23 protein-coding genes are annotated in these 26,392 nt (G+C 71.1%); 1 reads left to right on the top strand and 22 read right to left on the bottom strand.

Translation table 11 applies throughout. The features are described from left to right. Positions 1–142: 142 nt before the first annotated feature. From OG801_RS23930 to OG801_RS23905, 6 genes are all read right to left on the bottom strand, one after another. Positions 143–2,035: a glycoside hydrolase family 3 protein gene (locus tag OG801_RS23930; protein ID WP_406031669.1), complete on the bottom strand. Its 1,893-nt coding sequence runs from the start codon at positions 2,033–2,035 to the stop codon at positions 143–145. Positions 2,036–2,273: 238 nt separating this feature from the next. Further along, entirely contained in the window at positions 2,274–2,636 is a 363-nt protein-coding gene (locus tag OG801_RS23925) for a hypothetical protein (protein WP_355020061.1), read from the bottom strand. Positions 2,637–2,648: 12 nt separating this feature from the next. Beyond that, a complete protein-coding gene (ffh, locus tag OG801_RS23920; RefSeq protein WP_406031668.1) occupies positions 2,649–4,211 on the bottom strand; it encodes a signal recognition particle protein in 1,563 nt (520 codons plus the stop codon). Positions 4,212–4,311: 100 nt separating this feature from the next. After that, positions 4,312–6,534, bottom strand: coding sequence for a [protein-PII] uridylyltransferase (locus OG801_RS23915; RefSeq protein ID WP_406031667.1), 2,223 nt, complete (start codon positions 6,532–6,534; stop codon positions 4,312–4,314). A 23-nt stretch (positions 6,535–6,557) separates the two neighbouring features. Beyond that, positions 6,558–6,896 (bottom strand): P-II family nitrogen regulator, encoded by a 339-nt coding sequence (locus OG801_RS23910; RefSeq protein WP_008363338.1) that lies wholly within the window; start codon positions 6,894–6,896, stop codon positions 6,558–6,560. Between the two features lie 49 nt (positions 6,897–6,945). Then, positions 6,946–7,284, bottom strand: a complete 339-nt coding sequence (locus OG801_RS23905) for a P-II family nitrogen regulator (RefSeq protein ID WP_141803747.1) — start codon at positions 7,282–7,284, stop codon at positions 6,946–6,948. A 196-nt stretch (positions 7,285–7,480) separates the two neighbouring features. Here OG801_RS23905 and OG801_RS23900 point away from each other — a divergent pair, with 196 nt between their 5' ends. Next, complete coding sequence (locus OG801_RS23900) at positions 7,481–8,527, top strand: class I SAM-dependent methyltransferase (protein WP_406031666.1); 1,047 nt, start codon at positions 7,481–7,483, stop codon at positions 8,525–8,527. An 8-nt stretch (positions 8,528–8,535) separates the two neighbouring features. Here the strand turns inward: OG801_RS23900 and OG801_RS23895 are convergent, their stop codons facing one another. From OG801_RS23895 to OG801_RS23820, 16 genes are all read right to left on the bottom strand, one after another. Continuing rightward, positions 8,536–10,104 carry a glycosyltransferase gene (locus OG801_RS23895; RefSeq protein WP_406031665.1) on the bottom strand — a complete coding sequence of 523 codons (1,569 nt, stop codon included), beginning with the start codon at positions 10,102–10,104 and terminating at the stop codon, positions 8,536–8,538. 190 nt (positions 10,105–10,294) lie between these two features. Further along, positions 10,295–11,257 (bottom strand): sugar phosphate isomerase/epimerase family protein, encoded by a 963-nt coding sequence (locus OG801_RS23890; protein WP_406031664.1) that lies wholly within the window; start codon positions 11,255–11,257, stop codon positions 10,295–10,297. Between the two features lie 31 nt (positions 11,258–11,288). Continuing rightward, positions 11,289–12,296: a sugar phosphate isomerase/epimerase family protein gene (locus tag OG801_RS23885; RefSeq protein ID WP_406031663.1), complete on the bottom strand. Its 1,008-nt coding sequence runs from the start codon at positions 12,294–12,296 to the stop codon at positions 11,289–11,291. A 28-nt stretch (positions 12,297–12,324) separates the two neighbouring features. Next, on the bottom strand, positions 12,325–13,698 hold the full coding sequence (locus OG801_RS23880; protein ID WP_406031662.1) for an alkaline phosphatase family protein: 1,374 nt from the start codon (positions 13,696–13,698) through the stop codon (positions 12,325–12,327). Further along, the gene (gene eboE / locus OG801_RS23875) at positions 13,695–14,879 is read right to left on the bottom strand and encodes a metabolite traffic protein EboE (protein ID WP_406031661.1); all 1,185 of its coding nucleotides are present in this window, start codon (positions 14,877–14,879) and stop codon (positions 13,695–13,697) included. The genes OG801_RS23880 and eboE overlap by 4 nt, the downstream gene beginning before the upstream one ends. Continuing rightward, positions 14,876–15,733 (bottom strand): TatD family hydrolase, encoded by an 858-nt coding sequence (locus OG801_RS23870; RefSeq protein ID WP_406031660.1) that lies wholly within the window; start codon positions 15,731–15,733, stop codon positions 14,876–14,878. The genes eboE and OG801_RS23870 overlap by 4 nt, the downstream gene beginning before the upstream one ends. Further along, complete coding sequence (locus OG801_RS23865; RefSeq protein ID WP_406031659.1) at positions 15,733–16,338, bottom strand: EboA domain-containing protein; 606 nt, start codon at positions 16,336–16,338, stop codon at positions 15,733–15,735. The genes OG801_RS23870 and OG801_RS23865 overlap by 1 nt, the downstream gene beginning before the upstream one ends. Then, positions 16,335–17,210, bottom strand: coding sequence for a sugar phosphate isomerase/epimerase family protein (locus tag OG801_RS23860; RefSeq protein ID WP_406031658.1), 876 nt, complete (start codon positions 17,208–17,210; stop codon positions 16,335–16,337). The genes OG801_RS23865 and OG801_RS23860 overlap by 4 nt, the downstream gene beginning before the upstream one ends. After that, positions 17,207–18,055 (bottom strand): SCO3242 family prenyltransferase, encoded by an 849-nt coding sequence (locus OG801_RS23855; RefSeq protein WP_406031657.1) that lies wholly within the window; start codon positions 18,053–18,055, stop codon positions 17,207–17,209. Before OG801_RS23855 ends, OG801_RS23860 begins: the two co-directional genes overlap by 4 nt. Continuing rightward, positions 18,052–19,218 (bottom strand): inositol-3-phosphate synthase, encoded by a 1,167-nt coding sequence (locus tag OG801_RS23850; protein ID WP_406031656.1) that lies wholly within the window; start codon positions 19,216–19,218, stop codon positions 18,052–18,054. The genes OG801_RS23855 and OG801_RS23850 overlap by 4 nt, the downstream gene beginning before the upstream one ends. Continuing rightward, positions 19,215–20,036 carry a ThuA domain-containing protein gene (locus tag OG801_RS23845; RefSeq protein ID WP_355020075.1) on the bottom strand — a complete coding sequence of 274 codons (822 nt, stop codon included), beginning with the start codon at positions 20,034–20,036 and terminating at the stop codon, positions 19,215–19,217. The genes OG801_RS23850 and OG801_RS23845 overlap by 4 nt, the downstream gene beginning before the upstream one ends. Before the next feature lie 60 nt (positions 20,037–20,096). Further along, on the bottom strand, positions 20,097–21,272 hold the full coding sequence (locus tag OG801_RS23840; protein WP_406031655.1) for a Gfo/Idh/MocA family protein: 1,176 nt from the start codon (positions 21,270–21,272) through the stop codon (positions 20,097–20,099). 82 nt (positions 21,273–21,354) lie between these two features. Continuing rightward, entirely contained in the window at positions 21,355–22,392 is a 1,038-nt protein-coding gene (locus OG801_RS23835; protein ID WP_355020077.1) for a substrate-binding domain-containing protein, read from the bottom strand. An 80-nt stretch (positions 22,393–22,472) separates the two neighbouring features. Then, positions 22,473–23,528, bottom strand: coding sequence for an ABC transporter permease (locus OG801_RS23830; protein ID WP_355020078.1), 1,056 nt, complete (start codon positions 23,526–23,528; stop codon positions 22,473–22,475). After that, complete coding sequence (locus OG801_RS23825) at positions 23,525–25,084, bottom strand: sugar ABC transporter ATP-binding protein (protein WP_406031654.1); 1,560 nt, start codon at positions 25,082–25,084, stop codon at positions 23,525–23,527. The genes OG801_RS23830 and OG801_RS23825 overlap by 4 nt, the downstream gene beginning before the upstream one ends. Beyond that, positions 25,081–26,343 (bottom strand): ROK family protein, encoded by a 1,263-nt coding sequence (locus tag OG801_RS23820; RefSeq protein ID WP_406031653.1) that lies wholly within the window; start codon positions 26,341–26,343, stop codon positions 25,081–25,083. The genes OG801_RS23825 and OG801_RS23820 overlap by 4 nt, the downstream gene beginning before the upstream one ends. Between the last annotated feature and the right edge of the window lie 49 nt (positions 26,344–26,392).

The following is a 26,392-nucleotide window of genomic DNA, read 5'->3' as shown; positions in this document are numbered from 1 at the left end:
GGACGATCTTGTCGGGCGGGAAGCTGAGCGCTCGTCCCGATACGTCTACGCGAAGCGTCTGCATGCACGAATCATGCACCGAAATGGCCCGATCCAAGCGTCGCGAATCGAAGATTCGCACAACTCGGACCGGGCCTTTTCGCTAGCGGTGGGTCTTCAGACCGTGTCCGTACGCAAACAGCGGGTCATAGTCGGAATCGCCGATGTTGATCGGCTCCTGGTCGACCGAGCGGGGCCAGGTCACCGGGAGCTTGCCGGTGAACGGACGCTTGCTGAAGAGCACGTCGGCGACGCCCTTGCCCTCGCTACCGGGCAGCCAGGAGGCGACCAGGGCGTCGATCTGCCCGAGCAGCTCGGGCGGGATGATCATCGGACGCCCGGAGACGACGAGCACCGTGCAGGTCGCCGCGGCCGCGCAGACCGTCTCGATCGCCGCGGTGTCGGCGTCGCTGAGGTGCATCGTCAGCGCCGGCCGCTGCACGCCGCCCTCGCCGGGGTCGTAGCCCCAGCGGGGACCGCCGACGTCACCGAAGCCCTCGGCGTACGGGTGCTCGCCGACGACCACGACGCCGTGTGAGCCGGCCGGGACCGGCGCGGAGGCGTCGGGCGAGTGGGTCACCTCGCCGCGGGCAGCGGACTCGATGCCGTCGAGGATGGTGTCGCCGGGGATCTGGTGGGTCGAGTTGCCCTGCCAGGTGATCGTCCAGCCGCCGGCCTGGTCACCGATGCTGTCGGCCTTGCTGCCCGCGACGTAGACGTCGTCGCGCCCGGAGAGCGGCAGCGTGTGCTTGTTCCGGAGCAGGACCTGCGACTTGGCCACGGCCTCGCGCGCGACGCGACGGTGGGCGGCACTGCCGATCTCATCGATGTTGCGCCGGTCGGTGAACGGCTTCTCGAAGAGGCCGAGATCGAACTTGGCGGTCAGGATCCGGGAGACCGCGTCGTCGATGCGGGCCATCGGGACGGCGCCGTCCTCGACCGCGGCGGTCAGCGTCTCGATGAACTGCGGGTAGCCGACGGTGTCACCGGAGAACGGCTCCATGAACATGTCGACGCCGGCGTTGACCGAGATGGCGACCTGCTCGGCGTACGTCCCCGGGATCTGGTGGATCGCCCGCCAGTCGGAGATCACCAGGCCGTCGAAGCCCTGCTTCTCCTTGAGCCAGCCCGTGACGAGCTCCTCGTGGGCGTGCATCTTGAGCGGGTTGCCGAGGCCGTCCTCGGTCCAGTCGACGCTGGAGAAGGACGGCATCACCGAGCCGACGTCGTGCTTCTTGATGGCGGTGACGTACGGCGAGAGCGCCAGCTTGTCGAACTCGGCGCGCGAAGCCTGGGTGATGCCCTGGTCGATGGTGTAGTCGCCCTCGCCGGTCCCGAAGGTCGTGAACCCGTCGCCGGCGAAGTGCTTGGCAGTGGCCAGGACGCGGTCGGGATCGTCGAGCTCACCCTTGTCGCCCTGGAGCCCTTCGATCATCTGCGCCATCTGGGCGGCGAGCTTCGGGCTCTCCCCGAAGGACTCGTACGTCCTCCCCCACCGGTCGTCGCGGGCGACGCAGATGCACGGGGCGAAGTTCCACTGCGGGCCGGAGGCGCGGGTCTCCTCCGCGGTGATGTGCCCGATCCGCTCGGCGAGCTTCGGGTCGCGGGTCGCACCGAGTCCGATGTTGTGCGGGAACACGGTCGCGCCGTTGAGGTTGCCGTGACCGTGGACCGCGTCGACGCCGTAGAGCAGCGGGATCCCCAGCCGCGTCGAGAGCGCCTGCTCCTGGAAGGCGTCGACCGTGTCGGCCCAGGCCTCCGGGGTGTTCTCGGCGGGGGTCGAGCCGCCGCCGGACAGTACGCTGCCGAGCCCGAGCTCGGCGATCTGGCCGGGGTTGGCGGCGACGTCCGCGCGCTCGGCCTGGGCCATCTGGCCGACCTTCTCGGCCAGCGTCATCCGGGCCAGCAGATCGGCGACGCGGGTCTTGGTGGCGAGGCGTGGGTTCTTGTAGGGCAGCGCGTGGCCCGAGCGCGTGAGCGCATCGGTGGCGGACACGCTGGGGGACGCTGCGGTTGACGCTGGGGCTACGAGGAGCGTGGCGCAGAGCAGGCCGGCGAGAGCCGAGGCTCCGCCGATCGCGCCGCGCTGTCTGTGTGTTCGCACGGGACAGGCCTCCTGAGAGTGATCTGTCGGCACCTCGGCGTTGGGGTGCCGCGGCTCGTGAGAGCGCTCCCAGCGTGACGGCGATCACAATCGCGGTCAATGGCTACGCGTGCGTAACCCCTCGATTTCCTCAGATCTGGTCAAGCAACCAGGACGGTCCCAGAGCTGTAGCGCCGCCACAGCGGGCCTGGAGCAGACGGTCGGCGGTCACCAGCGTCACCCGGTCGCCCTTCTCCAGCGCCTCACGGACGACACCGACGATCGCGGCGTCGCCGTCCTTGGGCGCGTGGACCGTGTGCACGTGGGCGTCCCTGCCCGGACGTACGCCGCCCTTGGCCTGTCCCTCCAGGACCAGGACGATCCGGTCCTGCGGGAGATCGGCGACCAGCAGCGACTCGTGAAGCCGGCGCGCGGCGCCGGCCCGGTCCTTCCACCAGCCGTCCGGGCGGGCGCCCACGACGTTGGCGCCGTCGACGACGAGCACCGTGCTCACCTGGAAGGACTCCTACTTGAGGAACTTGGAGAAGTCCGAGGGCAGGTTGAGATCGGCGGCGGCCTTCTCGTAGTCGATCTCCTCGCCACCCGGCATCCCGAACGGGTTGGCGGCAGCCGGCTTCTTCTCGGCATCCGCCTTCGCCTGCTGAGCGGCCTTGGCCGGGTTGCCGGACTTGCGCGCCCCCTTGCCCTTCTTCTTCTGGGCCACCTGCTTGGCGCCGGCACGCTTGCCGAAGCTCGCACCGGGCGCGCCGGGCATCCCGGGCATGCCGCCGCCGGAGGCGAGCTGCTTCATCATCTTCGACGCCTCGGTGAAGCGCTGGATGAGCTGGTTGACGTCGGAGACCTGGCGACCCGAGCCCTTCGCGATGCGGGCGCGGCGGGAGCCGTCGAGGATCTTCGGGTTGGCGCGCTCCGCCGGCGTCATCGACTGGATGATCGCCTGGATCCGGTCGATCTCGCGCTCGTCGAAGTTGTCGAGCTGCTCGCGGAACTGGCCCATGCCCGGCAGCATGCCCATCAGCTTCGACATCGAGCCGAGCTTGCGCAGCTGCTGCATCTGCTTGAGGAAGTCCTCGAGCGTGAACTCGCCGGTCGCGATCTTGGCCGCGTCCTTCTCGGCCTGCCCCTGGTCGAAGGTCTTTTCGGCCTGCTCGATCAGGGTGAGCATGTCGCCCATGTCGAGGATGCGGCCGGCCATCCGGTCGGGGTGGAACAGGTCGAAGTCGGTCATCTTCTCGCCGTTGGAGGCGAACATGACCGGCTTGCCGGTGATCTGGACGATGGAGAGCGCCGCACCACCGCGGGCGTCACCGTCGAGCTTGGTGAGCACCACGCCGTCGTAGCCGACGCCGTCGAGGAAGGCCTGCGCGGTGTTGACCGCGTCCTGACCGATCATCGCGTCGACGACGAAGAGGACCTCGTCGGGGTTGACCGCCGCCTTGATGTCGGCGGCCTGCTTCATCAGCTCCTCGTCGATGCCGAGGCGGCCGGCGGTGTCGACGATGACCACGTCGTGGAGCTTGCGCTTGGCCTCCTCGATGGCGTCACGAGCCACGTCGACCGGGTTTCCGACACCGTTGCCGGGCTGGGGTGCGTAGACGGGAACGCCGACGCGCTCACCGTTGACCTGGAGCTGGTTGACCGCGTTGGGGCGCTGCAGGTCGGCGGCCACCAGCAGCGGGGCCTTGCCCTGCTCCTTCAGCCACAGCGCGAGCTTCGCGGCCAGGGTGGTCTTACCGGCACCCTGCAGACCCGCGAGCATGATCACCGTCGGGCCGGTCTTGGCGTAGCGGAGCCGGCGGGTCTCGCCACCCAGGATCGTGACCAGTTCGTCGTTGACGATCTTGACGATCTGCTGGGCGGGGTTCAGCGCCTGGCTGACCTCCTCGCCGCGCGCCCGCTCTTTGACCCGGCCGACGAACTCGCGCACCACCGGCAGCGCGACGTCGGCCTCGAGCAGCGCGATGCGGATCTCGCGAGCGGTGGCGTCGATGTCGGCATCGGTGAGGCGGCCCTTGCCCCGAATGTTCTTGAACGTCGTGGCGAGCCGGTCGGAGAGCGTGGCGAACAAAGCGGTCCTTCAGCAGAGTGGTTGTCCTGCCAAGACTAACGAACTGTTGTGTGTGGGGTGCTATTCGGCAGGCGCCATCGGGGTCCCGAAGCTCACCGAGCTACCTCGGTGAGCACTCGAGGGCCGCGCGGACCGCATGGGCCGCCTCGGCCGCCCGATGCTCGGCGAGGACTCCGGCCGAGGCCTCCTGGAGGTAGAAGACGTCGACGGCCTGCGGGCCGAGGGTGGAGATGTGGGCGGAACGGACGGCGATCTCCATCCGCGCCAGCGCGACGGCGACGGTGTAGACGACCCCGGGACGGTCGATGGTGCGCACCTCGAGGACGGTGGCCTTGCTGGATGCCTCCGGACGTACGACGACCGAGGGCTCGCTCCCCCGCGCGGCCGCGCTCGGGGCCAGCCGGGTGGCCGGGTCGAGGCGGCCCTCGGTGATGGCGGAGAAGCGCGTGCGCAGCACCGCGGCGTCGACATAGGAGTCGTCGAGGTCCCACACGCTGACCCCGAAACCGCCCTGCTGCCAGGCACGACACGCTCTGACCGGCAGCCGCGCGACCGCGAAGGTTGCGGCCAGGTCGGCGAGCAGGCCGAGCCGGTCGGGCGCGATCGCCCAGACCCGGGCGCCGTCGGCGAGCGGCTCGGCGCGGAAGGAGGTCGAGCCCGAACGTACGCTCTCGGGGATCTCCACCGCGGCCTGCGGCCGCTCCCCCGCGGCGACGCCGGTGTCGAGGACCCGAGCGGCGCGCCGGGCGAGGTCGAGGATGAGCCGGGCCCGCCAGGTGCTCCAGGCCTGGGTGCTGGTTGCCCGAGCGTCGGCCTCGGTGAGCGCGGTGAGCAGCGCGAGCGCCTCGGCGTCGCCCATCGTGTCCACCATCAGGTCGACGGTCGCCGGGTCGTCCGGGTCACGGGTGGTCGCGGTCGTGGAGAGCAGCAGGTGCCAGCGCACGAGCTGCGAGATCAGGTCGACCTCCTCGTCCGGGAACCCCATCCGGGAGGCGATCCGGCGGGCGATCGGCTCCCCCGCCACACTGTGCTCGGTCAGCGACCCCTTGCCGATGTCGTGGAGCAGCGCCGCAACCAGCAGCACGTCCGGGCGGGCCACGCGTGGCAGCAGCGCGACCGCCTCGATGCAGGTCTCGATGGTGTGCCGGTCGACGGTGAAGCGGTGGATGATCGAGGCGTGCGGAAGCAGCCGGATCCGCTCCCACTCGGGCAGGATCCGGGAGACCGCGCCGGTCTCCTCCAACGTCTCCCAGACCGCGAGCAGCCCGCGTCCGGCACCCAGGAGTCGTACGAAGAGATGCCGCGCCTCCTCCGGCCACGGCTCGGCCAGCGCCGGGGTGTCCCGGGCCAGTCGCGCAGCGGTCGGCGGCGCCAGCGCGACCCCGTGCTCGGCGGCGAGCGCCGAGGCCCGCAGCAGCATCAGCGGATCCCGCGACGGGCGGGCGCCCGGCACCAGCACCACCTCGCCCGAGGCGAGCGCCAGACCGTTGCCCAGCGGCGCGAGCCGCGGGCGGCGCGGTGCTCCGGGGCGCGAGCGTTCCAGGACCCCGTCCACCCGTCGCCACGCCAGGCGGGAGAGATGGGTGAGGCGGCGGCCGATGGTGCGTACGTGGGCCTGTGCCGTGCGGGCGTCGGCCAGCTCCAGCCGCTCGGCGAGCTGGTCCCACATCTCCGGCACGACCCGGTCGGTGGCCCGGCCGCCGATCTCCTGCACGAGATCACGTACGTCGAGCAGGGCGCGGCGCGACTTCTCCAGGTCGACCGCGGGCACGTCGACGAGCCAGGTGGCCACGATCGCCTTGATCACGACCGCATCCCGCAGCCCGCCGTACATCTCCTTCAGATCGGGCACCGAGGCGTGCGCGAGCTCACCGGCGCGCCGGTGTCGCTCCACGCTCATCGTCCTCAGCTCGGGCAGCAGGGCCCGGGCGTGCTTGCGCCAGTGCGCCAGCATCGTCGTACGCAACCGCAGCACCAGCCCGCGGTCGCCGGCCAGGTGCCGGATGTCGAGCAGCCCGAGGGCGACCCGGAGGTCACCGGTCGAGGACGAGAGCATCTCGGAGAACGACCGCACCGAGTGGTCGAGCTTGGGCGCGGTGTCCCAGAGCGGATACCAGACCTGCTCGGCCACCGACCCCGGCGAGACGGCGTCGTCGTGCACCAGGACCACGTCCCAGTCGGAGAAGGGCGCGAGCTCCCCGCGCCCGTATCCCCCGACCGCGACGAGGGCGACCCCGACATCGGGGCCGCCCGCGGCGGCGTACGCCTTGGCGCACTGCTCGTCTGCCTCGGCTGTGCGCTCCGCCCGACCCTCAGCGGTCACGCCGCCCCCTCGCTAACGCAGAATCAGATCGCGGCGTCGTCGCGGTCGCCGGTGCGGACCCGCACGATGGTCTCCAGCGGGGAGACCCAGACCTTGCCGTCACCGATCCGCTCGGTCTTCGCCGAGGTCTCGATGGCGCTGACCACGGACTCGACCTCCTCGTCGGGCACGGCGATCTCGATGCGGATCTTCGGGACCAGGGCGACGTCGTACTCAGCGCCGCGGTAGACCTCGGTGTGACCCTTCTGCCGGCCATAGCCGGAGACCTCGGAGACGGTCATGCCGGTGACACCGACAGCTTCGAGGGCGACGCGAACGTCCTCCCACTTGTGGGGTTTGATCACTGCGGTGACGAGCTTCATTTCTCTCCTCCGGTGGGATTCGATGGACCGGCACTCGGACGAAGCCTAGTCAGAGCGCCTCGGCATCACGTGCACCGGTCCGAACACGGACGACGGACTCGATCGGGCTGAGCCAGACCTTCCCGTCGCCGATCCGTCCGGTCTGTGCGGTCTTCACGACGATGCCGACGACGTCCGCGGCATCCTCGTCCTCCACGACGATCTCGATGCGGATCTTCGGCACCAGGGCGATGTCGTACTCGGCGCCGCGGTAGACCTCGGTGTGACCCTTCTGCCGGCCGTAGCCGGAGACCTCGGAGACGGTCATGCCGGTCACGCCGAAGGCTTCGAGGGCCTCGCGCACGTCCTCCCACTTATGGGGCTTGATCACTGCGGTCACGAGCTTCACGAGAGGGCGCCTCCAGAGGTCCTTGATCCTGTCATCTTCGCCGCCACCTTGACCCGGGGACGTTTCGACACCCCGAGGCGTCTGTTTCCACTGTGTAACAGACCATTTCACCGTACGTCGCCGAAGCGTCGAAACAGCCTGTAAATCACCCGTGCCGAAGCCGCGCGGCGCCGCCAAAGGTCGCTACCCTCGTCGCATGTCGCACTACGCCGTCGAGATCGACCTCGATCACCGCAACACCAGCCATGTGCAGGTCATCGACCTGGCTGAGTCCGCCGTCGCGGCGGGCAGTGGGAAGCGGGTCCTCGACGTCGGCTGCTGGACCGGCGAGATCGGCCGGATCCTCACCGAGCGCGGCTGCACCGTCACCGGGATCGAGATCGACCCGGAGGCGGCGAGCCTGGCCGATAAGGTCCTGGACACGGTGGTCGTCGCCGACCTGGATGTGACCCCGCTGACCGAGATCGTCGAGCCCGGCTCCTTCGACGTGGTGATCTTCGCCGACGTCCTCGAGCACCTCGTCGACCCGCGGGCTGCACTCGAGCAGGCCCGTGACCTGCTCGCCCCCGGCGGCCAGGTGGTCATCTCGATCCCCAACGTCACCCACGGCTCGGTCCGCCTCGCCCTGCTCCAGGGCCGCTGGCAGACCACCGACACCGGTCTCCTGGACCGCACCCACATCAAGTTCTACTCACGCGAGGGGCTGCTGCAGCTCTTCACCGAGGCGGGCTACGCGGTCGAGGACCTGCGCGGCACCACGGCAGACCCTCTCAACGTGGAGGTCTCGGTCGACCCCGGCCTGCTTCCCGAGGTGGCCGTGGAGTGGGTACGCCAGCAGCCCGACGCGCTGGTCTACCAGTTCCAGCTGGCCGCCCGGCCGCTCGCCGACGGCGAGGTCGCGCCGGCCGCCCCCGAGCTTGCCCAGGCCGCCCCGGCCGACGAGGTCCGGCTCCGCGACGTATACACCCAGAGGTTCGAGGAGGTCACCCGCTCCCGGCTGGCCACCCGCGACCACATCCTCGGCATCCAGGCCTCCGCCAACTCCGCCCAGGCCCGGGTCGGCACGCTTTCCAAGCAGCTGCGCGAGGCCCGCGAGGTCAACCGGCGCCGCCGCGAGCGCATCGAGCGGCTGCGCGGCAAGGTCGCCGGCCTCGAGGCCGACCTGACCTACGCCACCCGCTACCCGGTGCGGAACTTCGGCCGACGGGTCGTACGCCGCCTCCGCCGAGCGGCCCAGGGCTGACCGCCGAGTCAGCGGACGCCGTTGGAGTACGCCTCGCGGACGTCCTTGTAGTTGCCCCAGCGGTTGTTGATGAAGTCCTTCTCCCAGTCGTGGACCGCGTTGTCGCGGCTGACGGACTCGAAGTGGAAGAGGGTGACGTCGTGGAGCCAGACCAGGCGCAGGCCGAGTGAGCGACGTACCTTGAGGCACAGGTCGACGTCGTTGTAGTTGACCGGAAGCCGTTCGCTGAAGCCACCGGCGTCGAAGAAGACTTCGCGCCGCATCGCGACGCAGGCGCCGGTCAGCGCGGAGGTCTCCCGGTTGATGTGCAGCTCGCCGTGGTTGCCCCGCTCCTCGGGGCGGGCACGGTAGTAGGCGTGGGTGATGGTGCCGCTGCCGTAGACCAGGCCGGCGTGCTGGATGCGGTAGTCCTCGAAGAGGAGCTTGGGGCCGGTCATGCCGACGTCCGGCTCGCGCAGCGGCGCGATCAGGTTCTCGATGACGCCCTCGGAGTAGGCCTCCATGTCGTCGTTGAGGAAGATCAGGACGTCACCGGTGGCGTGGGCGGCGCCGACGTTGCACTTGGCGCTGAAGCTGAACTTCTCCTTGAACTCGACGAGCTTGATGTCGGCACCCTCGATCGCCCGCAGCGCCTCCAGCACCGGGGCCGGGGTCGGGGTGTCGTAGACGATCACGAACTCGACGTTGCGGTGCTTGGTGGAGGCGACCACGGAGCGAACGGTCTCGACCACCATCGCGCGTTTCTCGCCCCACACGATCGCGCTGGTGCCGATGGTCGGGATGATCACGCTGACCGGGGTGTCCAGGTCGGGCTCCCGCTCGACGCGGTAGAGCCCGGGCGAGACGCCGCGTGAGGCCGTGGCCCGGATCCCGAGCCGGTCGAGGTGAGCCTGCACGGCACGTACGCCGGCGTCCCAGGCGTACGGCTTGGCGTGGTTGTCCGCCGCGGCGGAGCCCGGTACCTGGCGCCAGTGGTAGAGCACGCCGGGGACGTGGACGATGCGCCGCGCGCGCTCGCTGACCCGCAGCACGAGGTCGTGGTCCTGGGAGCCGTCGAAGCCCTCCTGGAAGCCGCCGACCTCCTCCACGACCGAGCGGCGGAACACCGAGAAGTGGGTGCAGTAGTTGTGGTGCCGCAGCCGTTCCGGGGACCAGTCGGGCTTGTAGTAGGCGTCGCGGAGCTCGCCCGCATCCGACATCAGGTCCTGGTCGCTGTAGGCGTAGTCGAGGTCCTCGAACCGGTCGTAGGCGCGGACCATCTTCTCCAGCGCGTTCGGCTCGAGTACGTCGTCGTGGTCGAGCAGGGCGATCAGCTCGCCGGTCGCCTCCGCCAGCGACGAGTTCGAGGCGGCCACGATGCCACCGTTCGCCGCACGCTCCACGATACGCACCCGCGGCTCCTTCGCCGCCAGCTCCCGCAGCCGCGGCAGCACCCAGGGCGCGGGCGAGCAGTCGTCGCTGAGGACCCACTCCCAGTCCTCGTGGGTCTGGCCGAGAACCGACGCGATCGTGTCCTCGAAGGCATCGGCGGGCGGGTTGTAGACAGCGGTGATCAGCGATACCCGGGGCGATGGCATGGTCTTCAGCCTATGACCCTCACCGAGGGTTCGCGGAACCCGACACGGGGCACTCGCCCGTTTGGGGGATGGTCGTCATCCCGACTTCTCGGAGGGTTCACCGAGCGTCTGGAAGGAGACGGCAGCCGCCCCGCAGGGAGGGTCGGGGGCGGCTGCCGAGTCTTGCCTGACGAACTTCAGATGGCGTACGTCAGTAGCGCAGGCCACGCAGGTAGGAGTAACCCACCTCCGCGGTCTGGATCGGGGTGACGTCAGGGCTGTCGTTCTCCACGATGTAGTCCTCCACCTGGTGGGCGCGGAAGATCTTGGCGAAGTCGATGAACCCCGTGCCGAGGTCGACGTGGTCGCCGGTGGCCTCGTTGCGGTCCTTGACGTGGTACTGGCGGACCTGGAGCGGAGACCGGTCGACGACGTCGATCGCGAAGTCGATCGCCTCGTCGCTGGACATGCCGAGGTTCACGCCGCCGGTGACGGCCCAGTAGAGGTCCACCTCGAGGTGGACGTAGGCCGGGTCGAGCTCCCGCATGAACACGTCCCAGGGCGTGACCCCGCCACCGAGATCAGTGGTGAACTCATGGGCGTGGTTGTGGTAGCCATAGCGGAAGCCGCGCCGCTTCGCCGCCGCCGCCTCGTTGTTCATCTGGTCGGCCCAGGCCTGCCAGTCGGCGAGCGAGCTGGAGGCCAGGTAGGGCACGTTGAGGTAGCGGACCCCGAGCGTCTCAGAGTTGTCGAACTTCGTCTCGAGCGCGGCGAAGCTGCTGCTCAGACCGTCGTGGCTCGAGTTGGAGCGGATCCCGAGCCCGTCGAGGACGCCTCGGATGTCCTCGGCGGTGCGCCCGTAGAGACCGGCCAGCTCGACGCGGTCGTAGCCGATCTGCGCCAGCTTCGCCAGCGTCGCGTCGACACCTGCTCCGGTCATGATCGACCGCAGCGTGTAGAGCTGGATGCTGATCTTGTCGGCAGGGACCCGGCGGCCGCCACCGTGGCCACGACCGGAACGTACGCCGTCAGCGGCTGCCGGTGCGGCCAGAGCACCGCTGACTCCGAGCGCGGCGGCACCCGCGGCGGCGCCGCGGATGAGGGAGCGCCGGCTGAGGCCGCGCTTTTCGAGTGAGCGCTGCAGCGCACCGTCACCGTCGAATCCAAAACACATCTCGTAACTCCTTCTTCTTGGGTGTAGCGGGTCAGTCGGCGGTCGAGAACGCCGCGTCGAAGGCCGCCTCGGGGGCGTCGAAGGCGAGTCGGCGGACGAACTCGAGCGCCTCAGGGGCACCGACGAGGCGGTCCATGCCGGCGTCCTCCCACTCGACCGAGATGGGGCCGTCGTAGCCGATGGAGTTGAGCATCCGGAAGCACTGCTCCCACGGCACGTCGCCGTGGCCGGTGGAGACGAAGTCCCAGCCGCGGCGCGGGTCGGCCCAGGCGAGGTGGGAGCCGAGGCGGGCGTTGCGGCCGTTGCCGGTCTGCATCTTCGTGTCCTTGCAGTCCACGTGGTAGATCCGGTCGCGGAAGTCCCACAGGAACCCGACCGGGTCGACCTGCTGCCACACCATGTGGCTGGGGTCCCAGTTGAGCCCGAAGGCCTCGCGGTGGCCGATCGCCTCCAGCGTCGCGACGGTGGACCAGTAGTCGTAGGCGATCTCGGAGGGGTGGACCTCGTGGGCGAACCGCACCCCGCACTCGTCGAAGACGTCGAGGATCGGGTTCCAGCGGTCGGCGAAGTCCTGGTAGCCGGCCTCGACCATCGCCTGAGAGACGGGCGGGAACATCGCGACGTACTTCCAGATGGAGGAGCCGGTGAAGCCGACGACCGTCTTGACCCCGAGGTTCTTCGCCGCCCGGGCGGTCATCTTCATCTCCTCGGCGGCGCGCTGACGTACGCCCTCGGGGTTGCCGTCGCCCCAGATCTTCGCGGGCAGGATGTCTTTGTGGCGCTGGTCGATGGGATCGTCGCAGACCGCCTGGCCCTTGAGGTGGTTGGAGATCGTGAAGACCTTCAGGTTGTGCTTGGCCAGCAGGTCCAGCTTCGCCTGGACGTACGTCTCGTCCTCGGCGGCCTGCCAGACGTCGAGGTGGTCGCCCCAGCAGGCGATCTCGAGGCCGTCGTAGCCCCACTCGGAGGCGAGGCGGCAGACCTCCTCGAACGGCAGGTCGGCCCACTGGCCGGTGAAGAGCGTGATCGGTCGGGTCATGGTGTTAGTCCTTCCTCAGGGGAGCGGTTCAGGGGAGCAGGGATGCAAGCAGGTCGCGGACCTCGATGGCCTCGAACCGGTCGCGCTTGGCGGAGGCGTCGGAGCAGACGAGCACCGGGCCGTGCTCGGGGTCGTCCGGCAGCCGGCCGTGGCTGCCGGAGACGGGGGCGGGGTCGAGCGGCACCACGCTCATGGCGTAGCGCAGCCCGGCTGTCTTACGGGCCAGCGTGGTGGCGGCACGCAGCTTCACCCAGCGGTCCTCGGGATCGAGGAACAGCTCGGCGGGGTCGTAGCCGGGCTTCTTGTGGATCTCGACGCCGCGGGCGAAGTCGGGTGCGTTCGCGTCGTCGAGCCAGTAGTAGTAGGTGAACCAAGCGTCCGGCTCGGCCACCACGACGAGCTCACCGGCGCGCTCATGGTCGAGTCCGTACGCCGCCTGGCCGGCGCGGTCGAGGACCTCGGCCACACCGTCCAGACCCTGCAGCAGGTCGCGCACCCGGTCCAGGTCGGCGGGGTCCTTGATGTAGACGTGGGCGATCTGGTGGTCGGCGACCGCGAAGGCCCGCGACGTCCACGGGTCGAGCAGCTCGCCGGTGGCGTTGTGGTGGACGTGCAGGAGGCCCTCGCGGCGCAGCAGCCGGTTGACGTCGACCGGGCGGGTGGCGCGGGTGATGCCGTACTCGCTCAGCAGCACGACGCGTACGCCTGCGGCCTCGGCGTCGTCGAGCAGCGGCGCCAGGGTCGCGTCGACGTCGCGGGCCGCCTGGACGGCCTGCGGGCTGTCGGGGCCGAAGCGCTGCAGGTCGTAGTCGAGATGCGGGACGTAGACGAGGGTGAGGTCGTGGTCGGGCATGACCTTGCGGGCGGCCGCGACGATCCAGGCCGAGCTCTTGATCGAGGCCGTAGGACCCCAGTAGGTGAACAGCGGGAACGGGCCCAGCTCCGCGGTGAGGGTGTCGTGGAGCTCGGGCGGCCAGGTCCAGCAGTCCGGCGACTTCTTGCCGTCGGCGTGGTAGGCCGGGCGCGGGGTGACGGTGGTGTCGACGTCGGCACCCATGGCGTACCACCAGCAGATGTTGGCGACCTTCGCGCTGGGTCGCCGGCGGCGGACGACGTCCCACAGCTTCTCGCCCTGCACCAGCGCGTTGTGCTGGCGCCACAGGAGCACCTCGCCGAGGTCGCGGAAGTACCAGCCGTTGCCGACGATGCCGTGGTCACGCGGCAGCGCGCCGGTCAGGAAGGTCGACTGGACCGAGCAGGTGACCGCGGGCAGCACCGTGCCCAGCTCGGCGGTGAACCCCGACTCCCCCACCTGCCGCACCCGCGGCATGTGCTGGAGCAGCTCGGGGGTCATGCCGACCACATCGATGACCAGCAGCTTGTCGTTCGTACGCTCGCTCATGCCGATGCCTCCTGCAGCTGCTCGAGACCGGCCTCGACGAGCCGGTCGCGGGTCCAGGCCAGCTCGGCCGCGATTCCCGCGACCAGGCCGCCATCCCCGTCCGGACGGACCTGCTCGGGCAGGACTCCCCAGGTGTAGGTCTCGACCTCGAGGTGGTCGGTGTGCGCCACCGGGCCGCCGAGGAGCGCGTCGAGCGTGCCCGCGAGGTGGTCGCGGGTGCTGCGCAGCGGCGGGGCCGGGTCGGCGTGGAGAGGTACGTGGAAGTGCACCCGCCAGGGATGCTCGGCCGGCAGCGGACGATGGCCGGTGAGCGCCTCCGGCAGGTCGTCGCGGCTGTCGACCCGCGCCCCGCGCGGCTCGCGGGTCTGGTGGAGGAAGCGGTCCTCGGCGTAGGAGGCCAGGGCCTCCCGGGTCGCCGGGTCGCTGGGGTCGTCGGCGTGCAGGGCCGCGGAGACCTGGACCTTGACGACCGGCAGTCCGGCCACGCGAAGCCGGTCGAGCGCCTCGGTGGCGTCCTCGAACTGGGTGGCGAGGTGGCAGGTGTCGACGCAGATCCCGAGGTGGTCGGGGGCCAGTCCGGCGAGCCGGGTGACCGCGTCCCGGGTCGTCTCCACGACGCAGCCGGGCTCCGGCTCGAACCCGACCCGCACCGGCCGGCCGTGCTCGGCCTCGATGCCGGCCAGGCCGTCGGCGAGCTCGCCGATCAGCTCGCGCGCCGCCCGGTCGCGGTCGGTGAACCAGGGGGTGCGCCAGCCCAGCGGAAGGGTCGAGATGCTGCCGCGTACCGCATCGTCGGGCAGCAGCGCCGACAGCACCCGGGCGCAGTCGAGGGTGTAGTCGAGGCGGCGCCGGGTGGACCAGTCCGGGGAGTAGACGTCGCGCTTCACGACCGGGGCATGGAACCCGGCGTACGGGAAGGCGTTGAGGGTGACGACCTCCAGGCCGTGGCGGTCCAGGCCGGTGCGCAGCCGGTCGAGGGTGGCCGGGTCGCCGGCCAGCTCGTGCGCGGTCGCGGCGGGCAGCCACAGACCGAGGCCGAGCCGCTGGACGCCGAGCCGGGCGCGTACCTCGCCGGCGTAGCGGCGGAGCTGGTCGAGGATGCCGTCGACGTCCTCGGCGGGGTGCACGTTGCTGCAGTAGCCGAGGTGGACGACCGTGCCGTCGCGGTGCCGGAACCTCATGCCCGCTCACCTCGCAGCAGCGAGTTGCCGGCGAAGGTCGCGCCCTGGTCGGCCGCAGGTACGTCGAGCAGCAGCCGTCCGCTCTGGCCGAAGAACTCCACCGGGTTGCGCCACAGCACCCGGTCGACGTCGTCCTCGGTGAAGCCGGCCGCGAGCATCGCCTCGCCGGTCACCCTTGTCCGGAGCGGATCCGACCTGCCCCAGTCGGCGGCGGAGTTGACCAGCACCCGGTCCAGCCCGCGCCGCTGGAGGATCGCGACCATCCGGTCGGGGTCCATCTTGGTGTCGGGATAGATCGAGAAGCCCATCCAGGCGCCTGCCTCGTCGACGACGTCGACGGTCATCTCGTTGAGGTGGTCGACGACGACCATCCCGGGCTCCATCCCGGCCGCCTCGACGAGGTCGAGGGTGCGGCGGGTCCCGGCCAGCTTGTCGCGGTGGGGCGTGTGCACCATCGCGGGCAGCGCGAACTCGCGGGCCAGCTCGAGCTGGCGGCTGAACGCCTTCTCCTCGTCCTCGGTCATCGAGTCGAAGCCGATCTCGCCGACCGCGACGACGCCGTCCTTGGCAAGATAGCGCGGCAGCAGGTCGAGGACCGGCGTGCAGCGCGGGTCGTTGGCCTCCTTCGGGTTGAGCGCGATCGTGCAGTGGTGGGCGATGCCGAACTGCGAGGCCCGGAACCGCTCCCAGCCGACCAGCGCGTCGAAGTAGTCGATGAACGAGTCGACGCTGGTCCGCGGCTGGCCGAGCCAGAAGGCCGGCTCCACCAGGGCGCGGACGCCGGCGGCGTACATGGCCTCGTAGTCGTCGGTCGTGCGCGAGCTCATGTGGATGTGCGGGTCGAAGATGCGCATCAGGACTCCCGAGTGGTCTGAGTGGGGGCGGGAAGGAAGGGCAGGGCATCGACGGGCACCTCGCGGCCGGCCGCGCGCCGCTCAGCGGCGTAGTCGGCGACCATCCGGCGCAGCTCGTCATCGGATCCGTCGGGTCCGTCGAGGCCGGCCACCAGCCGCAGAGGTACGCCGACGAAGAGGCATTTGAGGACGGCCTGGCGCCACGCGGCGGGATCGAGACGAGCGGCGTACGTCCCCAGGGCGGCTGCCACCAGGCGCGGGTCGTTCGTTCGCAGCGCGTCGTGGAGCAGGTCGACGGCGCGGTCGCCGATCACGTCCTCGAGGTGGCCGAGGCCGAGCAGGACCGCCCGCCGCTCGTCGGCATCGCCGAAGCGGTAGAGGTCGTGCACCTCGGTGCTCAACGTGTCGGCGTCACCCGCCAGGCCGCGGCCGAGCGCCACCAGCAGCCGCACGCGTACGTCGTCCTCGACCCGTTCCGCGCCCGGCTCCGGCGAGGTGCCCGGAGTGCGGCCGATCTCCCTGGCCGCGGCCGGGAAGCGGGTCCTGATCCGGGTGGGGTCGGCCTCGATCTCGGCGCACCACTCGGCAAGGAGCTTCTCGTTCATGCGCCCACCTCCTCGGGTCGGGGCAGGTCGTCGAGGGTCTCGCGCAGGAACGCGAGGGAGCGCTCGGCGACGGCCGGGGCGGCATGGGACTGGCGGGGCAGCTCGAGCGCGGCGAGCCCGGTGTAACCGATCTCGACGAGGGTGCCGAGCGCGGCGGCGAAGTCGACCTCGCCGGTGCCCAGCTCCAGGTGCTCGTGGACGCCCTCGACCATGTCGTCGACCTGCACGTTGGCCAGCAGCGGACCGGCGAGGCGGATGGTCTCGGCCATCCCCCGCGGCTCGTTGCACACCACGTGGCCGAGGTCGAGGGTGACCCGCAGCAGCTCCGGGTCGTCGAGGCGATGGCGCAGCTCGATCACGGAGTCGAGGGTGGCGACGAAGTGCCCGGGCTCGGGCTCGACGGCGCACACGACGCCGCGGCGGGTGGCGACGTCGAGGACCCGCCACACCCCGTCGCACAGGCGTCCCCAGGCCCGGTCCTCGTCCACGCCGTCCGGCAGTGTGCCCGACCAGAACGAGACCGCCTCGGCGCCGAGGTCGGCGGCCACCTCGACCGCCCGGTGCAGGTAGTCGACCCGGCGGCTCGCGTCGGGGCCCGGGTGCAGCAGGGTCGGGTAGTGCTTGCGGAGCGGATCGAGGATGTAGCGAGCTCCGGTCTCGATCACGACCGACAGACCGAGCTCGTCCAGCCGGCGGCCGACCTGGGCGACCCGGCCCGCCAGGTTCGGCCGGAAGGGGTCCAGGTGAAGGTGGTCGAGGGTCAGTGCGACGCCGTCGTAGCCCAGCGCGGCCAGGAGGCTCAGCGCGTCCTCGAGCCGGTGGCTGTGCATGCCGTTGGTGCCATATCCGAACCGCAACGTGCTCGTGCTCATGTCGGTGACACCACCTTCGAGGCGGCCTTGGCGATCGGGCCGGCGGCCAGCAGCGCGACCGCGGCCAGCGGTGAGCGGCGAGCGACGAGCGCGGCCTGGAGCGGGATCATCCCGCGGATCCCGGCGCCGGTGGCCCGCCGGACGGTCCCGGCATCCGGCGAGGAGACCGCGGCGAGCTGGGCGGAGCCGACACTGCGTGCGTACGTCGCGGCGAGGGCGACGGGAAGCACCGCCCGTCCGTGGCCGGCCGCCGCGGCCGCGGTCAGGACCGTGACGCCGCCGGCGAGACTCGCGGTGGCGGGCCGGGTGCCGTGGACCTCGCCCCGGCTGAGCAGGGTGACCCCGGCGGTGTGGGCGGCGAGCAGACCGGCCGGCACCAGCCCCGCCCGCGTACGTCCGCTCGCACTCGCCCCGAGCAGCACGTCGAGGCCACGGGCCGCAGCCATCGCGACCGGCCCGGCGGAGGTGTCCTTCAGGACGGTGTCGTAGGCCCACACCGTCCCGGCCAGGGCGGCCGCCGTCACCGCGGCCGGACGCCCGCCGGCGAGCCCGGCCAGCCCGACACCCGCCGCAGTGAGCCCGACTGCCACCCCCAGCGCCTGCCGTGGGCTGATCCGGCCCGACGGGATCGGCCGCTCCGGGCGCTCGACGGCGTCGAGGTCCCGGTCGGCCCAGTCGTTGAGCGCCATCCCGGCCCAGTAGAGCGCCACCGAGGCGGCCGGAATCGCGACCGCGCGGGCCCGCAGCGGACCGGCCGCGGCGGCCCCGGCCAGGGTGTCCCCCGGCACGGTGAGGGCCGCCGGCAGCCGGACGAGCTCGGCGAAGGCTCGGGCGCGAGACGTCATCCGCCCACCCGAGCGCACCACGCGACCAGCTCTTCCCACTGGGTGCCGAGCCGGTGCTCGGTGGAGCCGGCCGGGTCCTTGAAGAAGAACCCGAACGGGAGCGGTCCGCTCTCCCCCACCTCCTGCGCGCGCAGGACGAGCCGGGCGAGGTCGAGCACCAGGGGCGCGGCCAGTGCGGAGTCGCAGCCGCTCCAGGTGAACTGCAGCGACATCCGCACCCCGAGGAACCCCTCGAAGGAGACGTGGTCGATGGCGGTCTTCCAGTCGCCGTGGTCGGGGACGTAGTCGATGTGCATCGGGCCTTCGACCGGGTGACCGAGCATCGCCTCCAGCCCCTGGGCCTTGGTGACGAGCTTGCTCTGCGCGTTGGCCGGGTCGGCGAGCGTGGCGCCGTCACCACCACCGAGCATGTTGTACGAGGCCCAGGCGTTGACCTGCAGCGCCCGCGTCGAGAACATCGGCGCCAGCGCCGACTTCAGCAGCGTCTCCCCGGTCTTCCCGTCCGAGCCCGCCCACGGGAGCCCCGCGCGCTCGGCGAGGGTGACGAGTACCGGCAGCCGCGGCCCGGGACTGGGCGTGAACGAGACGACCGGGCAGCCCGCCCGATAGGCGGCCAGGACGTAGACGGAGCTGGCCGGCAGCGGGGACTCCCCCGCGGCCAGCGCCGCGTCGAGGGCGTCGGGGTCGGCGAGCGGTCCGCCGTCCACGACCTCGGCCGGCGGCTCGGTGCTCGCTACGTCGATCACGACCACGCGCTCGAGCCCGTGCTCGTCGCGGAAAGCCACCAGATCGGCGGTCAGCCGCTCGACCGCGACACCTTGCGGCTCGGCGCCCGCTGGGTCATAGCCCGTACGCAGCCGCCCCTCGACCTCCTCCAGCTCACCGGCGATCGCCGGCAGGATCCCGGCGGGAACGACCCCGCCAGCGGCGAGCCGCTCGGCCCGCTTCAGCAACGGGTCCGCCCGCAGATCGTGCCCACCGATCACCAGGTCGTCCAGGGACGGCAGCCCGGCGGCGGCGATCTCCGGCTGCTCGGCGACCAGCCCGACCCGTCCGGCGAGCCCGGCCCGGACGGCCAGCGCGCCGACCGTCGTCGTGACGCCCACCGATCCGCAGGCGCCGACCAGCCAGAGCCCGACCCTCCCGTTCATCGGTCCGCTCATCTGTCCGCCTCGCAGCGGAACCGGGCGACCCCGGCGACCATCTCGATGCCGCCGAGCACGTGGGAGAGGAACTCCGGCTCGGTGAACGACTCCGAGGTGTGGCCCATGCCGGTGTAGAAGGCCCGGCCGCCGTCGTAGCGGTGGCACCAGGCGATCGGGTGCGGGTTCCCCATGGCGTGCTGGCCCGGGTCGTAGCTGCGCTCGTCGAGGTCGGCGAGGACCCGGATCGAGTCGGCCGGACGGTCGCGGAAGCTGTACCACTCGTCCCAACGCGTCCACCGCTTCGGCAGCTCGGCCGTCGCCGCGGTGTTGTGCCCGTGCACCTTCACCGTCGCGGTCTGCTGGGCGGGGTGACCGGCGAAGTAGGCACCGACGAGGCCTCCGTACCAGGGCCAGTCGTACTCGGTGTCGGAGGCGGCGTGCACGCCCACATAGCCGCCACCGTCCTGGATGTAGCGCTCGAACGCGGCCTGCTGGCCGGCGTCGAGCACATCACCGGTGGTCGAGAGCCACAGCACCGCCTCGTACGCCGCCAGGTCGGTGTCGTTGAACACCGCCGCGTCCTCGGTGGCGGTCACCGTGAAGCCGTTCTCGGCCCCCAGCCTCTCGATCGCCGCGATGCCGTCAGGGATGGAGCCGTGCCGGAACCCGGCGGTCTTGGAGAACACCAGGACGTCGTACGTCCCAGCCCCCTCGCCCCCGCCGGGGCGGTCGGCGCTCGCGGCGGGCGTCGGTGACAGGCCCGGGGCGAAGGCGGCCACCGCCACCAGCCCGATTCCCGCGATGAGTGTCCGGAACCTTCTCGATCCGTGCTTCATATGCGTATCCCTTCTGTGCTCAACGGTTTGAACAGGCTGGAATCGGCCGAGCGGGGTGGGTCAGGTGGGGATCTCCTGCCACGTCCTGGTGTCGGAGCTGGTCTCGACAGCGGCGAGCACGCGCTGCACCTGGAGTCCGTCGGCGAACGTCGGCGTCGGCTCGGTGCCGTCGCCGAGCGCTCGGACGAGGTCGACGACCTGGTGGGTGAAGCCGTGCTCGTAGCCGAGGCCGTGGCCCGGCGGCCACCATGCGGCCACCCACGGGTGCTCGGGCTCGGTGACGACGATCCGGCGGAAGCCGCCCTCGGCGGCCGGCAGGGTCGCGTCGTGGAAGTGCAGGACGTTCATGTCCTCGAAGTCGAAGGCCAGGCTGCCCTTCGACCCGTTGATCTCGATCCGGATCGCGTTCTTGCGGCCGGTGGCGAAACGGGTGGCCTCGAAGGAGCCGACCGCTCCCCCGGCGAACCGAGCCAGGAACACCGCGGCGTCGTCGACGGTGACCGGACCGCGCTCGGCCCCGGCGGTGGCGGAGAGCCCGGATGAGGTCTCGGCCACGGGACGTTCCTTGACGAAGGTCTCCAGCATCCCGGAGACCTCCAGGATCCGGTCGCCGGTGATGTGCTGGGTCAGGTCGATGACGTGGGCGCCGATGTCGCCGAGCGCACCCGAGCCGGCCTTCGTCTTGTCGAGACGCCAGCTCAGCGGGGTCTCGGGGTCGGCCAGCCAGTCCTGGAGATACTGCGCACGCACGTGGTGGAGCTCCCCGAGACGACCGTCGGCGACCAGCTTCCGGGCCAGGGCGATGGCGGGCACCCGGCGGTAGGTGAATCCCACCATCGCCCGCACTCCACGCTCGGCGGCCACCGCGGCGGCCGCGGCCATCCGCTCGGCCTCGGCCACGCTATTGGCCAGCGGCTTCTCGCAGAGCACGTGCTTGCCGGCCTCGAGCGCGGCGATCGCGATCTCCGCGTGGGTGTCGCCGGGCGTGCACACGTCGACCAGGTCGACGTCGTCGCGGGCGATCACGTCGCGCCAGTCGGTGACGCTCTCCTCCCAGCCGAACCGGGTGGCGGCCTCCGCCACGCGGGTCGCGTCACGGCCGCAGAGGATCTGCATCCGCGGGGTCATGGGAAGGTCGAAGAAGCGGTGGGCACTGCGCCAGGCGTGGGAGTGGACGGCACCCATGAAGGCATAGCCGATCATCCCCACCCCGAGCGTGGCGTTCTGCTCGGTCATCGGAACTCGATCCTGTGTTTCGGTGGTGTCGCTCCGCGCCCGAGCGCGGAGCGATCTTGCGGTCTGGCTGGGTCGGGCTCGATCAGGACTCGAATGCCGTGTCGAGGAACTCGCCCACGTTCTCCTCGGTGACCACCGGCGCGTCCAGCTGGATGGTTCGCGGCACGGTCACCTCGACCAGGTCGGACATCGCCTTGTCCTGCACCAGGAGCCGGGCGAGCTTGATGCCGTCCGCGGCCTGCGTGGAGGGGTAGATGACCGTCGCCTTGAGGACGCTGTCACCGGACTCGATCTCGCGCATCGCGTTCGCCGAGCCGGCGCCGCCGACCATGGTGAACTCGTCGCGGCCGGCATTGTTGATCGCAGCGAGGACGCCGACGCCCTGGTCGTCGTCGTGGTTCCACAGGAAGTCGATCTTCGGGGCCGCCTGCAGCAGGTTGCCGGCGGCCTTCTCGCCACCCTCGACGGTGAAGTCGGCGGCGACCCGGTTGTCGACGTCGAGGCCGCACTCGCCCAGCGCGTCCTTGAAGCCTTGGCTCCGGTCCTGGGTCAGGGGCAGCGAGTCGATGCCGGCGATCTCCGCGACGATGGCGTTCTCGTTGCCGTCGGCCTGCTCGCAGACGTACGTCCCGGCCGAGACGCCCATGCCGTAGTTGTCGCCGAGCACGGTGACGCGGGCGGCGTTGGGGTCGTTGAACTCACGGTCCACGTTGATGACCGGGATGCCGGCCTCCATCGCCTTGAGCGCGACCGGCGTCATCGCGGCGCCGTCGAAGGGCAGCAGCACGATGGCGTCGACCTTGTCGTTGATGAAGGTCTCGACCTGGCTGATCTGCAGGCTGACGTCGTTGGTTCCCTCCGCCAGGCGAAGCTCGACGTCCTCGTAGGAATCGGCGGCTGCCTTGGCCTGCTCGCTGATCGCGCCCATCCAGCCGTGGTCGGCGGCGGGGGCCGAGAAGCCGATGACGACCTGGTCGCCCGCTTCGTCGTTGGAGCCGGCCTCGGCGTTGGACGTACCCCCGCCCTTGTCGGACTCCTCGGGGGTGTTGCTGATGCACGCCGAGAGGGCAAGCACCGAGAGGCCGGCGACGACGATTTTTGCTGTGGACTTCAGTTTCATGGAAGTGCTCCTAGATCGTGCGAGGTGGAGAAGGGATTGGTCCGAGACCCGAGGACGGCTGGCTGGACGGCGTAGGGCGGTCATGACCCGGGCTGTCGTGAGAACCGCTTCTGCAGCAGCACGGCGGCGATGATGATCAGGCCCTTGGTGAATGCCTGAGCCGAGATCGAGAGGTTGTTGATCACGAACACGTTGGTGAGGGTCATGAAGATCAGCACACCGAAGACGGTGCCGACGATGGTGCCGCGCCCGCCGGAGAGCAGGGTGCCGCCGATGACGACCGCGGCGATGGCGTCGAGCTCGTAGAGCTGGCCGTGGGTGGCGCTGCCGGTCGTGGTGCGGCTGACCAGCATGACCGCCGCGATGCCGCAGCAGAGACCCACGAGCACGTAGAGGAGCACGGTGTGGCGGCGTACGTTGATGCCGGCCAGGCGCGAGGCCTCCGGGTTGCCGCCGATGGCCAGGGTGCGCCGGCCGAAGGTGGTGCGGTTGAGCAGCACCCAGCCGATCACGGCCACGATGGCGAAGATCCAGATCAGCACCGAGACCCCGAGCACGTCGCGGGAGAGCGCATCGGTGAAACCCGGCACGCTGACGATCTGGGTCTTGCGTGCAGAGATGATCTCGGCCAGACCGCGGGCACTGGCCATCATGGCCAGCGTCGCGATGAACGGCACCACCCCGCCGTACGCCACCAGCAGGCCGTTGATCAGACCGGCGCCCGCGCCGACCAGGAGCGCCGTGGTGACGATGAAGATCCAGTGGTAGTCGTTGGCCATCGCCTGCGTGGACAACGTCGTGCACCAGACCGAGGAGAGCGCGACGAGCGCGCCCACCGAGAGGTCGATGCCACCGCCGGTGATGACGAACGTCATCCCGATGCTGACCACGCCGATCACCGCCGCGAGGCGCAGGATCGTCATCACGTTGTCGACCGAGGCGAACCGTTCACCGCCCGTGATGACGCCGACCAGGGCCAGCAGCGCCAGCGCCAGGACCAGGCCCAGGTTGTGGCCCGCGCCGCTGCGCAGCAGCTGGCCGAGACCACCGGGCTCGGCCCGGCGGGCCGCCTCCTTCTCGACCCGAGCCGTGTCCTCCTGGGCCACAGCAGCGTTCGTCGGGTTGGTGTCGCTCATGCGACCTCTCCTTCCATCACGAGGTCCAGGACCTTCGACTCGTCGATCTCGGTGGCGGGTCCCTCGTGGACGACGGAGCCCTCACTGATGACAAGGACCCGGTCGGCGAGACCGAGCACCTCCTCCACCTCGCTGGACACCACGACCACGGCGACACCTTCGTCTGCCAGGCGGCGGACGAGGTTGTAGATCTCGGTGCGCGCCCCGACGTCGACGCCCCGGGTGGGCTCGTCGAGGAGCAGCACCTTGCAGTCGCGCAGCAGCCAACGGGCGAGCACGACCTTCTGCTGGTTGCCGCCCGACAGGTTGCGGACCGGCCGGTCCACCCCGGCCGGACGTACGTCGAGCGAGCGGCTGAGCTCCTCGGCGGCGCGGCGCTCGGCGCCGCTGTCGAGGAAGCTGCCCTTGGAGAACCGGCTCAGGGACGAGACGGTCACGTTGCGGTAGACCGCCTGGTCCAGCAGCAGCGCCTGGCTCTTGCGCTCCTCGGGAGCCAGGCCGATCCCTGCGGCCACCGCGGCACGCACCGAGCCACGGCGCAGGCGGCGGCCGTTGACGGTGACCGTGCCCGCGCTGGAGCGGCGGGCGCCGTAGACCGTCTCGAGGATCTCCGAGCGGCCAGAGCCGACCAGGCCGGCCAGACCGACGATCTCGCCGGCGTGGACGCGGAGATCGATGTCGTGGAAGCGGTCACCGGACAGGCCGGTGGCCTCGAGCACCGGCGTGCCGTCCCGACCGGGTGCGATCGCGGGACGCTCGGGGAAGACGTACTCGATCTGGCGGCCGGTCATCAGCGTGATCAGCTCCCGGGTCGGGGTCTCCTCGACCGGGAGCCCGGTGGCCACGGTGCGGCCATCCTTGAGGACCGTGATCCGGTCGCCGATCTGGCGGATCTCCTCGAGGCGGTGGGAGATGTAGATGATCGCGACGCCCTCCGCGGTGAGGCCGCGCATCACCCGGAAGAGGTTGTCCACCTCCTCCTGGTCGAGGACCGCCGACGGCTCGTCGAGGATGAGCAGGCGGGTGTCGTGGGACAGCGCCCGGGCCATGCTGACGATCTGCTGTCCGGCCGGGGAGAGGTCGCCGACCAGCTTGTTCGGGTCGACCTCGCTGTGGCCGAGCCGGGCCAGGAGCGTACGCACCCGCTGAGTCGCCTCGCCGCGGCGGCTGAACCCGGCCGTGGCGAGCTCGTGGCCGAGGAAGATGTTCTCGGTCACGGTGAGCCCGGGCACCAGGTCGAGCTCCTGGTAGATCGTCGAGATGCCGCGCTTCATGGCGGCGACCGGCGTGGTCAGCCGGACCGGCTCGCCATCCCAGAGGATCTCCCCCTCGTCGGGCTGGTACGCCGCCGAGAGCACCTTGATGAGGGTCGACTTGCCGGCGCCGTTCTGCCCGAGCAGGCAGTGCACCTCCCCCGCGCGGACGTCGAGGTCGACGCCGCCGAGGGCGAGCACGCCGGGGAACCGCTTCACGATCCCGGTCATCTCGAGCAGTACGTCACCCCCGTCTGCGCTGGCGGCGGGGCCGTCCGGCGACGGCTTCGGGGTCTGGGTCATCGGGTTCCTCCGTGCAGGTCGGCGAGAGCGGTGGGGTCGGAGAGCACCGGCTCCAGGGAGACCAGTGCGCCGCCGCGTACCGCGGCGGTCGGGCCGAAGGCGGAGATCGCGACCCGGGTGCCACCGGCACGCGGCGCGAGGACGTCCGCGGCGAGCCGCGCCTCGACGGCCGGGCGCAGCCACTCGCCGAGCACGGCGTAGTAGCCGCTGAGCACCACGGTGCCGGGGTTGAGCGTGTTGACCAGGACGGCGGCGCCGGTGCCGAGCCAGGTCCCGACCTCGTCCAGCGCGGCCAAGGTGCGGCCGTCGGCGAGCCGGGCCCGCTCGACCAGGGTGGCGAGCCGCTCCTCCAGGGTCAGCACGGGGTCGCGAACCGGGTCGTCGGGGTCCGTGGCCGCCTCGAGCAGCGCCCGCAGGCCGACGACGGTCTCCCAGCAGCCGGTGCGGCCGCAGCCGCAGCGGCGCCCGCGAGGGTCGATCGGGAAGTGGCCGATCTCGCCGGCCCAGCCGTGCCGCCCCGGGGCCACTCGGCCACCGCTGACGATCGCGCCGCCCAGGCCGACCTCGCCGTAGAGCACCACCATGTCGGCGCGGTCGGCGTCGGCGGGGTCGAGCTCGGCGGTGGCGGCGAGGGTGGCCTCGTTGGCCACGTGCACCGGCGGCACCGGCGCGGCGTCGGCGGTCAGCCGGAGGCGTACGTCCTCGGCGGCGTCGATGTCGCGCCAGCCGAGGTTGGGGGCGAGCGTGACGCGCTGGGTGGCGGTGTCGACGAGGCCCGCGACGCCGACGGTGACGCCCGCGACGGTGGCGCCGGCGGTCCGTGCCTCGGCGAGGGCGTCCTCGACGAGACCCGCGAGCTCGGCCAGCACGCCCTCGGGCGGAAGGCGCCGGCCGTCGATGCCGCGGCGGAACTCGGCGATCACCGTCCCGGCGAGGTCGACGGCGACGACGGCGAGGTGGTCGACGTTGATCTCCGCACCGATCCCGCACACCGAGCTGCCGACGAGCCGGACCTGGACGCCGGGGCGGCCGGCGCCGCGGCGGTCGGCGTCCTCGCAAGTGACCAGCCCGAGCTCGGCGAGCTCCTCGATCAGTCCGGTCGCGACCGTGCGGGTCAGCCCGGTCTCCTCGGCCAGGCGCCCGCGCGAGCGCGGGCCACGGTCGCGGAGCGACCGCAGGAGCAGCCCCATCCGCGCGGTCCGGACGGCGGCCGGGTCGGCGGTGGCGGAGACCCGCACGGTGATGTCTGCGTCGCGCACGGTTGCCTCCTGTCCGGGGTGGGTCGCCCATCGTGGGCAGCCTGTGATG

This window comes from Nocardioides sp. NBC_00163 (assembly GCF_045206295.1).
GTDB lineage: Bacteria > Actinomycetota > Actinomycetes > Propionibacteriales > Nocardioidaceae > Nocardioides.
The sequence above is the reverse complement of the archived record's forward strand: the minus strand, read 5'-3'. Positions and strand labels throughout refer to the sequence as shown.